This is a genomic window from Actinosynnema sp. NPDC059797, from assembly GCF_042732085.1.
In the GTDB taxonomy this organism is placed as follows: Bacteria; Actinomycetota; Actinomycetes; order Mycobacteriales; family Pseudonocardiaceae; genus Actinosynnema.
The window spans coordinates 9559-20257 of sequence record NZ_JBHWIE010000119.1 but is presented as its reverse complement, the minus strand read 5'-3'; the positions used below and the strand labels follow the sequence as shown (position 1 = coordinate 20257).

Sequence of the window (10699 nt, the reverse complement as noted above, 5' to 3'; positions counted from 1 at the left end):
ACCTGGTGGTCGACGGCGTGTCGTGGCGCGTCCTGCTGCCCGACCTGCACGCGGCCTGCGCCGGCGACGCGCTCGCCCCGGTCGGCACGTCGTGGCGGCGGCACGCGCTGCTGCTCGCCGAGCAGGCCGAGAGCGGTGCCCGGCGCGAAGAGCTGGACCACTGGCGGCGCGCGCTGTCCACCACCCGCCTCGGCCACCGCCCGCTGGACCCGGCCGCGGACACCGCGGCCACCGCCGACCGCACCACGACCGTCGCGCCGCCCGAGGTGACCGCCGCGCTGCTGACCACCCTGCCCGCCGCCTACCGCGCGAGCGTGGACGAGGTGCTGCTGGCCGGCCTCGCGCTGGCCCTGCGGCTGCGCGGCGTGCGCGGCGACGTCGCGGTCACCGTGGAGGGCCACGGCCGCGAGCACCCGGGCGCGGACCTGTCCCGCACGGTCGGCTGGTTCACCGCCGAGTACCCGGTGCGCGTGCCCGCCGACGTGCTCGACGGCGCGCTCGACGGCGCGCTCGACGGCGGCGACGTCGACCGCCTGCTGCGCGCCGCCAAGGAGGCCAAGCGCGCCACCCCGGACCAGGGCCTCGGCTACGGCGTGCTGCGCCACCTCGACCCGGTGACCCGCGACGAGCTGGCGGCCACCCCGCCGCCGGACGTGCTGCTGAACTACCTCGGCCGGTTCACCGCGGAGCCCGGCGGGGGGTGGCGGCTGCCGGAGGGCGAGGCGTTCGCGGTCGTGGAGCCGCCCGCCAAGGCCCTGGAGCAGCTGCTGGCGCTGAACTGCTTCGTGCGCGAGGACGGCGGCGCGCCGCGCCTGGCCGTCGAGTGGACCGCCGCCCGCGCCGTGCTGCCGCCCGACACCGTGGCGGACCTCCAGCGCGCCTGGGGCGAGGCGCTGGCCGCGCTGGCCGCGCACGCCGACCGCGTCGGACCCGACGGCGGCGGCCTCACCCCGTCCGACCTGCCCCTGGTGGACCTCGACCAGGCCGCGATCGACGCCCTGGAGCGCGCCGGCCGCGTCGAGGACGTGCTCCCGGCGACCCCGCTGCAGGTGGGCCTGTCGTTCCAGTCCCTCGTGCGCGGCGAGGGCGACGCCGACGTGTACGTGGTGCAGGCGGTGACGCTGCTGCGCGGTGCGCTGGACGCCGACCGGATGCGCGCCGCCGCCGAGGAGCTGCTGCGCCGCCATCCCGCGCTGCGCGTCCACCTGCACACCACGCCGGCCGGCGACGTGGTCCAGGTCGTGCCCGCCGACGTGCGCCTGGACTGGCGGCACGCGGCCGCGGGCTCGGAGGAGGGCGCGGCGGCCGAGTGCCGCGCCGAGCTGGAGCGCCCGTTCCCCACCGACCGGCCGCCGCTGATCCGGTTCCTGCTGTGCGCGGCGGGCCCCGACGAGCACCGCCTGGCCATCACCATCCACCACGCCCTGCTCGACGGCTGGTCCATGCCGATCGTCGGCCGCACCCTGCTGGCCACCTACGCCGAGCTGGGCGGCGGTCCGGCCGCACCGGTCGCGCCGTCGCTCGCCGAGTACCACCGCTGGCTCGCCGACCGCGACCGCGACGCCGCGCTGGACGCGTGGCGCGAGGCCCTGGCCGGGGTCGAGGGCACCCACCTCGCCCCGGCGGGCGTCGCGGCGCCCGCGGCGGACCGGCCCGAACGGGTGATGGTCGGTCTCGGCGCGGACCTCAGCGACCGGCTGCGCGCGTTCGCCCGCGACCGGGGCGTCACGCCGACCGCCGTGTTCACCACCGCCTGGGGCGTGCTGCTCGGCAGGCTGACCGGCCGCCGCGACGTGGTGTTCGGCTGCCCGGTCTCCGGCCGGCCGGCCGAGGTCGACGGCGTCGAGGGCATGATCGGCCAGCTCGGCGGCACCATCCCGGTCCGCGTCCGGCACACCGCCGCCGACACCGCCGCCGACCTGCTCGACCGCGTGCACGGCGAGGCCGTGGCGCTGGTCGAGCACCACCACGTCGGCCTGCCCGACATCCAGCGCGCGGCGGGCGCGGGCGAGCTGTTCGACACCATGCTGGTGATGGAGAACTTCCCGCTCTCCGACCGGCGGAGCTTCCCCGTCGCACCGGGCCTGGAGCTGGCCGGGGTGGACATCACCGACGCCACGCACTACCCGCTGACCGTCATCGTGCTGCCCGGCGACGAGTTCGCCCTCGGCCTGGGCTACCGGTCGCACGTGTTCGACGAGGAGACCGTCCGCTCCTACGGCCGCTGGCTGCGCAACCTGCTGAGCGAGGTCGTCACCCACCCCGACCGGCCGGTGGCCCGGCTGCGGGCGCTCGACGCCGACGAGCAGGACCACCTGCTGCGCGTGGGCGCGGGACCCGAGCCGACCAGGCCGCGCGGCGGCGCGCTGGAGGAGTTCGGCACGTGGGTGCGCCGCACCCCGGACGCCGAGGCCGTGGTCTGCCGCGACCGCTCGCTGAGCTACGCCGAGCTGGACCGGCGGGCCAACCGGCTGGCCAACGCCCTGCTCGACCGGGGCGTGCGGCCCCAGGACCCGGTCGCGGTGCTGCTGGGCCGCGACGTGGAGATGGTGGTGGCGCTGTTCGGCGTGCTCAAGGCGGGCGCGGTGTACGTGCCGATGGACCCGACCTACCCGCGGGACCGGCTGGCCTTCATGCTCGACGACGTCGCGCCGACCGCCGTGGTCGCCGACGGCGACGCGGGCGCCGACCTGCCCGTGGGCGCCGACCTGCCCGTGGTCGACCCGTCCGCGGTGGACGGCCCGGCGGAGTGGGACGCCGACCCGGCCCACGCGCGCCGCGACCTCACCGAGGACTCGCTGGCCTACGTCATCTACACCTCCGGCACGACCGGCAGGCCCAAGGGCGTGGCCCTGACGCACCGGGGCGTGCCGAGCCTGATCTCCCTCCAGGAGGACGTCGTCGGCATCGGCGAGCGCGAGCGCTACCTGCACTTCGCCTCGACCAGCTTCGACGTGGCCTTCTGGCAGTTCATGCTGCCGCTGCTGTCCGGCGGCACGTCGGTCGTCGCGCCCGAGGAGGTGCGGGTGCCCGGCGACGAGCTGCTGGACTACATCGCCGAGCACCGGGTGACCGGCGTGAACCTGCTGCCGTCGTTCCTGGCCGCCATGCCCGACGACCGCACCGTGCCGCCGGACGTGTTCTTCGTCGTCGGCGCGGAACGCCTCGACCCCGAGCTGGCGCGCCGCTGGGGCGCCGGCCGCCGGGCGCTGTTCAACGCCTACGGGCCCACCGAGGTCACCATCAACTCGGTCACCTGGCACTACGACCACGACGACACCGGACCGCTGCCGATCGGGCGGCCGGACCCCGAGGTGCGGGCCTACGTGCTGGACGCCGGCCTGCTGCCGGTCGGCGTCGGCGTGACCGGCGAGCTGTACCTGGCCGGGCCGAAGCTGGCCCGCGGCTACCTCAACCGGCCGGGCCTGACCGCGGACCGGTTCGTGGCCGACCCGTTCGGGGTGCCCGGCGACCGCATGTACCGCACCGGCGACCTGGTGCGGTGGCGGCCGGACGGCCAACTGGTGTTCCTCGGCCGCGCCGACCACCAGGTCAAGCTGCGCGGGTTCCGCATCGAGCTGCCCGAGATCGAGACCGTGCTCACCCGGCACCCCGACGTGCGGGCGTGCGCGGTGGTCGTGCGCGAGAACAGGCTCGTCGGCTACGTCATCCCCACCGACGGCGCGGAGGTCGACCAGGCGCGGCTGCGCGGGCACCTGGCCGCCGAGCTGCCCGACCACATGGTGCCGAGCGCGTTCGTGGTCCTCGACCGCCTGCCGCTGGGGCCCAGCGGCAAGCTCGACCAGGCCGCGCTGCCCGCGCCCGAGGCCCGCGCCGCCACCGCCGCGCGGGAACCGGCCACGCCCGCCGAAGCCGTGCTGCTGCGCGTGTTCCGAGAGGTGCTGGGCACCGACGACGTGCACCTGGACGACTCGTTCCTGGAGGTCGGCGGCGACAGCATCGTGTCCCTGCGCGTGGTCTCCCGGGCCCGCCGCGAGGGGCTGGGGCTGACCGCCCGCGACGTGTTCGAGGGCGGCACGGTCGCCGGCATCGCCGCGCGCTGCGGCGGGCCGGACCGGGCCGACGAGGAGCCCGCGGTCGGCGACGCGCCGCTCACCCCCGTGATGCGGGACCTGCTGCGGCGCGGCGCGGCGGACGGGTTCTGCCAGTGGGTCGAGGTGTGCGTGCCCGCCGGCGGCGACGAGGCCACGTGGCGCCGGGTGCTCGACGCCGTGCTCGCCCGCCACGACGTGCTGCGCGCGCACCTGGTGGAGGACGCGCTGCGCATCCCCGAGGTGGGCGCGGTGACCGGCGCGGACGTGCTGACCCGCGTGCGCGCGGGGGAGTCCGACGACCTGCGGGCCCTGGTCGACGCCCACGTGGCCGACGCCCGCGCCCGGCTGGACCCCCGGACCGGGCCGGTGCTGCGCGCGGTGTGGGTCGACGCCGGCCCGGCGCGGCTCGGCAGGCTCGCCCTGGTCGCCCACCACCTCGTCGTGGACGCGGTGTCCTGGCGGGTGCTGCTCGACGACGTCGCGCACGCGCACGCCGGCGGGTCGCTGACCCGGCACGGCCGGTCGTTCCTGGGCTGGGCCAGGTCGCTGCGCGCGGCCGCGCCGACCCGGGAAGCCGAGCTGCCGCACTGGCGGCGCGTGGCCGGAGCGCCCGCCGCGCCGCTCGCGCGCACCCCGCTCGACCCCGCCCGGGACACCGCCGCCACCGCCGTGCACCACCAGGTCGCGCTGGACCCGGCGACCACGCGGGCCGCGCTGACCACCCTGCCCGCCGCCTACCGCACCACCCCGGACACCGTGCTGCTCACCGCCCTCGCGCGGGCGGTGGCGCGGTGGCGCGGCGTCGCGCCGGACCTCCTGGTCGCCCTGGAGGGCCACGGCCGCCCGCCGCACGCCCCGGACTTCTCCGGGCCGGTCGACCTGTCCCAGACCGTCGGCTGGTTCACCGCGGTCCACCCCGCCCGGATCGCGCTGCCGGACGGCGGCACGGCCGCCCAACTGCGGTCCGTGCGGGACCACCTGCGCGCCGCCGGCGACGGGCTGGGCCACGGCATCCTCGGCGGGGACCTGGTGCGCACGCCCGAGATCAGCTGGAACTACCTGGGCCGGTTCCCGGCCGCGCCGGCTTCGGAACAGGTGTGGCAGGCCCCGCCGGACGCCGACCCGCTGGGCTCCGGCGGCGGCGACGACCTGCCGCTGCCGCACGCGCTGATGGTCAACGCCCTGGCCCGCGACACCGGCGGCGGCGACGCGCTCGGCGTCCGGTTCACCTGGCCCGCCGCGCTGTTCACCGAGGAGGAGGTCCGCGAGCTGGGCGAGTGCTTCCGGCACGCGCTCGCGGACCTCGTCGCCGACGTGCCCGCCGGCGGCGAGGTGCTGCCGCTGACCCCCTTGCAGGAGCTGGTGCTCGCGCAGTCGCGCCGGCACGGCGCGGCCGACCCCTACACCGTGCAGGCCGCGTTCTCGCTGTCCGGGGAGCTGGACGTGGCGGCGCTGCGCGCGGCGGGCGCGGACCTGCTGCGGCGGCACCCGAACCTGGGCGCGGTGTTCCCGCCGTCCCACGACGTGCAGGTGGTGCCCGCCGAGCCGGAACCCGCGTTCCGCGTGCTCGACGTGACCGACGACGCCGACGTGGACCGCGCCCTGGCCGCCGACCTGGCCGAGCCGTTCGACCTGGCGACCGGGCCGCTGGTGCGGCTGACCGCGCTGCGGCGCGGCCCCGACCGCCACGAGTTCGTGCTGACCAGCCACCACGTGCTGTCCGACGGGTGGTCCGCGCCGCGCATCCTCACCGGCCTGTTCGCCCTCTACGCCAACCGGGTCGGCGGGAACGTGCCGCTGCCGGAGCCCGTGCCGTTCTCCCGCTACCCGCGCTGGCTGGCCGCCCGCGACCACACCGCCGACCTGCGCGCCTGGCGCGCCGAGCTGGCCGACCTGCCCGAGGGCGACCACCTCGTCCCCGCCGGCGCGGTGGCCGTCGGCGCGACCGACCCCGTGCTGTTCGAGGTCGGGCCGCCCGAGGTGGCCGAGCTGACCAGGGCCGCCGCGGCGCGCGGGCTGACGCCGAACACGCTGGTGCAGGGCGCGTGGGCGGCGGTGCTCGCGGCGCGGTCCGGCCGGCGGGACGCCTGCTTCGGCGTCATGGTCTCCGGCCGCACCGCCGAGGTGGAGGGCGTCGAGGAGATCATCGGCCTGCTCGCCAACGCGGTGCCGGTCCGCGCCCGCTTCACCGGCACCGTGGCGCAAGCCCTGGCCGACCTCCAGGCGCGGCAGCAGGCGATGGTGGAGCACCACCACGTCGGCCTGGCCGAGCTGGAGGCGCTGACCGGCCGCCGGCGGCTGTTCGACAGCCTCGTGGTGTTCGAGAACTACCCGGTGGACCCGGCGCGGCTGCGCGAGCCCGCGCCCGGCCTGGTCGTCACCGGCACGCGCTTCCGGGAGCGGACGCACCACCCGGTGACGCTCACCGTCGTGCCCGAGGCCGACGGCGGCTGGACCGGCGTCCTGGGTTACCAGGCCGGCCTGTTCCGCCCGGAGGAGGCGCGGGCGCTGGCCGACGACCTGCTGCGCGCGCTGCGCGGGCTGCCGGACCGCTTCGACGAGCCCGCGGCCTCCCTGCCGGGGCGCGTCGCCGCGGCGGGTGGGCGATGAGCACCGCGCCGCGCGTGGGCGCGGAGCTGTGGCGGACCGCGTTCGTGCTGGTGCTCGGCACCTTCATGGCGACGCTGGACAGCACGATCGTCTCCGTCGGCGTCGAGGTGCTGGCCGACCGGTTCGACGCGCCGGTCACCGACATCCAGTGGGTCAGCACGGCCTACCTGCTCGCGGTGGTCGCCGCCGTGCCCGCGTCGGGCTGGCTGGCGGACCGGTTCGGCGGTCGCCGGACCTGGCTCGCCGCCGTGGTGGTGTTCGTGCTGGCCTCGGTGCTGTGCGCGCTGGCCTGGTCGCTGCCGAGCCTGGTCGCGTTCCGCGTGCTCCAGGGCCTGGCGGGCGGGCTGCTGCCGCCGACCGGCCAGGCGCTGCTGGCGCGGGCGGCGGGCCGCGAGCGGATCGGCCGCGTGCTGGCCGTGGTCTCGGTGGTGCCGCTGCTGTCGCCCGTGCTGGGACCGCTGGTCGGCGGCTCGATCCTGGGCGTGGCGGACTGGCCGTGGCTGTTCGCGGTCAACGTGCCGATCGGCGTGGTGGCGGTGCTGCTGGCCCGCCGCGCGGTGCCCGCCGCGCCGCCCGCCCGGGCGCGCACCCCGTTCGACGCCCGCGGCGCGCTGCTGCTGTCGCCGGGCCTGGCCGTGCTCGTCTACGGCCTCACCGGTCTGGAGGGCGGCGGCCCGGTCGCGGTGCCGGTCGCCGCGATCGGGGTCGGCGCGGCGGTGCTGGCGGGCTTCGTCGTCCACGGCCTGCGCACCACCCGCACCCCGCTGGTGGACCCGCGCCTGTTCGCCCGCCCGCCGTTCGGCGTGGCGGCCCTGGCCCTGGTGCTGCTGGGCGCGTCGGTGTTCGGCACGATGTTCCTGCTGCCGCTGTACCTCCAGACCGCCGGCGGCCTGACCGCCTGGGAGACCGGCCTGCTGCTCGCGCCGCAGGGCCTGGGCGCGGCGGTCGCGGCGATCGCGATCAACCGGGCCGTGGTCACCGCGGCGCCCCGCACCCTCGTGCTGACCGGCATCGTGCTGGTCGCCCTCGGCACCGCGCCGTTCACCCAGCTGCACCACGACCTGCCGGACGCCGCCATCGCGCTGTCCCTGCTCGTGCGCGGCGCGGGGGCGGCCATGATCGGCGCGCCGGTGATGAACATCGTCTACAGCCGCATCGACCGCGCCGAGCTGCCGAGGGCCGCGAGCGCGCTGAACCTCCTCAACACCCTGGGCGGTTCCCTGGGCACGGCGGCCCTCGCCGTGGTCCTCCAGACCCGCCTGACGACCCACGGACCCGACGCGCCCGCGGCGTTCGCCGACACCTTCTGGTGGGTGCTGGCGCTGGCCGTGGTCGCCGCCCTGGGCGCCACCAGGCTGCCCCGCCCCACGGCACTCCCGAGCGAGCCCACCACCGCGAGCGCGTCCCGCAACCCGAGCGAGAAGGACCCCGCAGATGCCTGAGGACACCCTGCCCACGCCGGCCGAGGTCGCCGCGCACGGCGTGGCCGACGCCGTGGCCGGGCACCGCGACGCGGTGGCCGCGGTCCTGGCCCGCCGCGACCCCCGGCTGCTGGTCGTCGTCGGACCCTGCTCGGTCCACGACCCCGAGGCCGCGCTCGACTACGCCGGCCTCCTCGCGGGCGCGGCCGAGCGGTTCTCCGACGACCTGGTCGTGGTCCTGCGCGCCTACCTGGAGAAGCCGCGCACGGTGTCGGGCTGGACCGGCCTGCTGCCGGACCCCACCCTGGACGGCAAGGGCGACATCGCGACGGGCATCCGCCGCGGCCGCGCGTTCCTGGCCGAGGCGGCGGCCACCGGGCTGCCGCTGGCCTACGAGTTCGTCGACCCGGTGGTGGCCCACTACGTGGCGGACCTGGTCTCGTGGGGCGCGGTCGGCGCCCGCACGGTGGCGTCCCAGCCGCACCGGCACCTGGCGTCGTGGCTGCCGATGCCGGTGGGCATGAAGAACGACGTGTCCGGCCACGTGGGGACGGCGGTGGACGCGGTCCGCGCGGCGGGCCTGCCCCACGCGTTCCCGGGCGTCTCGGCGGACGGCCGCCTGACCACCCTGCGCAGCACCGGCAACCCCGACGCGCACCTGGTCCTGCGCGGCGGCCCGACCCCCAACTACGACGCCGCCGACGTGGCCGCGGCCCTGGCGGCGCTGTCCGCGGCCGGCCTGCCGCCGCGCGTGGTGGTCGACGCCTCGCACGGCAACAGCGGCAAGGACCACGACCGCCAGCCGGGCGTGGTGGAGGACCTGGCGGCGCAGGTGGCGGGCGGCAACCGCGCGCTGGTGGGCGTGATGGTCGAGTCCTACCTGTCCGACGGCAGGCAGGACCTGGCGGCGGGCCCGCTGCGGCCGGACCTGAGCGTGACGGACTCGTGCCTGGGCTGGGACCGCACCGTCCCGCTGCTGGAGACCCTGGCCAGGGCGGCGCGGCGGCGGCGCGGCTGAAGGCCGGCCGAGGTCGGGCCGGGAGGACCGGACCGGGAGATGCGGACTAGGAAATGCGGTCGAGGTAGGACGTCCGCATCCAGCCCTCGCCGTCGGTGGCGCAGTCGCAGTGCACGGCGGTGTACCACTCACCGCTGGAGTGCAGGCTGTTGACGCACGGGCCGGCCACGATCGACCCGTACTCCTTGGTCTTCCTGGCCACGGAGTCGGGGCTCGGGTTCTCCCGGACCGCGAGACCGTCGTAGCGCACGACGTAGGTGCACGTCGCGAAGGCCGCCACATCGGTGGTCGCCGCGGCCGCCGGCGCCGCCGCGGCGACCCCGCCGCCGAGGGCGAGCACACCGAGCACCGCGCCGGACACGAGCGCGGCTCGCGAAATCCGCTTCCACACCAACATGAAGGATTTCTCCCATCGCTTCGGGAACGCCCGCCATCGCTTCGGGGACGGACCCGGTCGTCAGCCGCACGACCGTGCGGCTGTTGAGACAGTGGTCCGTGCACCGACCCCGGAGGGAGGCTCCACGGGACGTGGTACGACGAGACGAGCCTGACCTGCGGGTTCTCATTCATCGACTGGGATGGGGTGAGGCAGCGTGGGAGAGTCGTCCGAACCGACGCGGCCCGACGGGCGGGTTTCGCGCTCCGACGGCGAGGCGTTCCACGTCCTCCTGCGCGAACTCGCGCGGAGGACCGGCAAACCGACCCGCGGGCAGCAGGCCTCCGCGCTCGGCGTGAAACCGCAGAGCTTTTCCCGGTGGATGACCGGCGACGGGCTGCCGAACGCGGAGAACCTCGACGTGATCCTGAGGAACGGCGGGGTCCCGGCGAAGGAGTGGGACCGGATCCGCGCGCTCCGCCGCCGGGCGGATGAAGAACGCAGGCGGCGCCTCGGCGATCCCCGGAACGGTGCGAACGGCTCCCTTGGCTCTCCCGGCACGAATGGTTCGGGACGTGGGGGGATACCGCCCTTACCCCCGGAGGCGCCCGGGGATCACCTCCCGGCGCCTCCGCCCGAGGGGTCGTGGTGGGCGCGCGAGTGGCGGAAGGCCGTGCTCGGCGGCCTCACCGGGTCGCTGTGCCTGGCGGGGGTGCTGTTCACCCTCCACCGGGACGAGCCGGACGAGCCGCTGCCTCCCGTCGACCCGGCCTGCGACCACTACGAGGTCACCGCGGAAACCCTCTTCCGGCGGGACGCCGAGGGCCGGGTGATCGACCAGTTCGTCCGGGACGAGCGCTTGGAGGTGCTGCGCCGCAACGGCTCGGCGGGCAACGGGTACTGGTACGTCTCCGGCTCCGGGGGGGAAGCGGGGCTGGGTCGACCCCGACCCGCGCTGGGTGCGGCCGCTGTGCTGAGCCGGCCCCGCTGCCCGCTGCCCGCTGCCCGCTGCCCGCTGCCCCGGACCGCGACCGGCGGCCGACCTCGCGAGCGGCCCACCGGCCGCCCGCCGGGCACGGTCCGCACACCGGGGATCGAGCGTTCGGCGGGTGCCGGGCGGCGCCGCCCGGCCCCCCCGGGGGGGGGGGGGCGCGGGGGGCGCCCGGCCCCCCCCGGCGGCCCCCCCCCCCCCCCCCCCCCGGCGGGGTGGTGTGCGGCG

The 10699-nt window shown here is 77.1% G+C and carries 4 protein-coding genes; 3 read left to right on the top strand and 1 reads right to left on the bottom strand.

Annotation, left to right across the window (positions count from 1 at the left end; translation table 11 throughout):
- The 3 genes from ACFV4N_RS24100 to ACFV4N_RS24090 form a co-directional block, all read left to right on the top strand.
- Positions 1-6665: amino acid adenylation domain-containing protein (locus tag ACFV4N_RS24100; RefSeq protein WP_499674844.1), on the top strand; the 6665-nt coding region annotated here is incomplete at its 5' end.
- Positions 6662-8107: an MDR family MFS transporter gene (locus ACFV4N_RS24095; protein ID WP_499674843.1), complete on the top strand. Its 1446-nt coding sequence runs from the start codon at positions 6662-6664 to the stop codon at positions 8105-8107. The genes ACFV4N_RS24100 and ACFV4N_RS24095, both read left to right, overlap by 4 nt.
- Entirely contained in the window at positions 8100-9104 is a 1005-nt protein-coding gene (locus tag ACFV4N_RS24090; RefSeq protein ID WP_499674842.1) for a 3-deoxy-7-phosphoheptulonate synthase, read from the top strand. Before ACFV4N_RS24095 ends, ACFV4N_RS24090 begins: the two co-directional genes overlap by 8 nt.
- Positions 9105-9150: 46 nt before the next feature.
- Here ACFV4N_RS24090 and ACFV4N_RS24085 read toward each other — a convergent pair whose 3' ends face one another.
- Positions 9151-9501: a hypothetical protein gene (locus ACFV4N_RS24085; protein WP_499674841.1), complete on the bottom strand. Its 351-nt coding sequence runs from the start codon at positions 9499-9501 to the stop codon at positions 9151-9153.
- Between the last annotated feature and the right edge of the window lie 1198 nt (positions 9502-10699).

Coding starts and splice junctions, on each gene's coding strand:
- ACFV4N_RS24095 (WP_499674843.1), top strand. CDS start 6,662: ATGAGCACCGCGCCGCGCGTGGGCGCGGAGCTGTGGCGGACCGCGTTC.
- ACFV4N_RS24090 (WP_499674842.1), top strand. CDS start 8,100: ATGCCTGAGGACACCCTGCCCACGCCGGCCGAGGTCGCCGCGCACGGC.
- ACFV4N_RS24085 (WP_499674841.1), bottom strand. CDS start 9,501: ATGTTGGTGTGGAAGCGGATTTCGCGAGCCGCGCTCGTGTCCGGCGCG.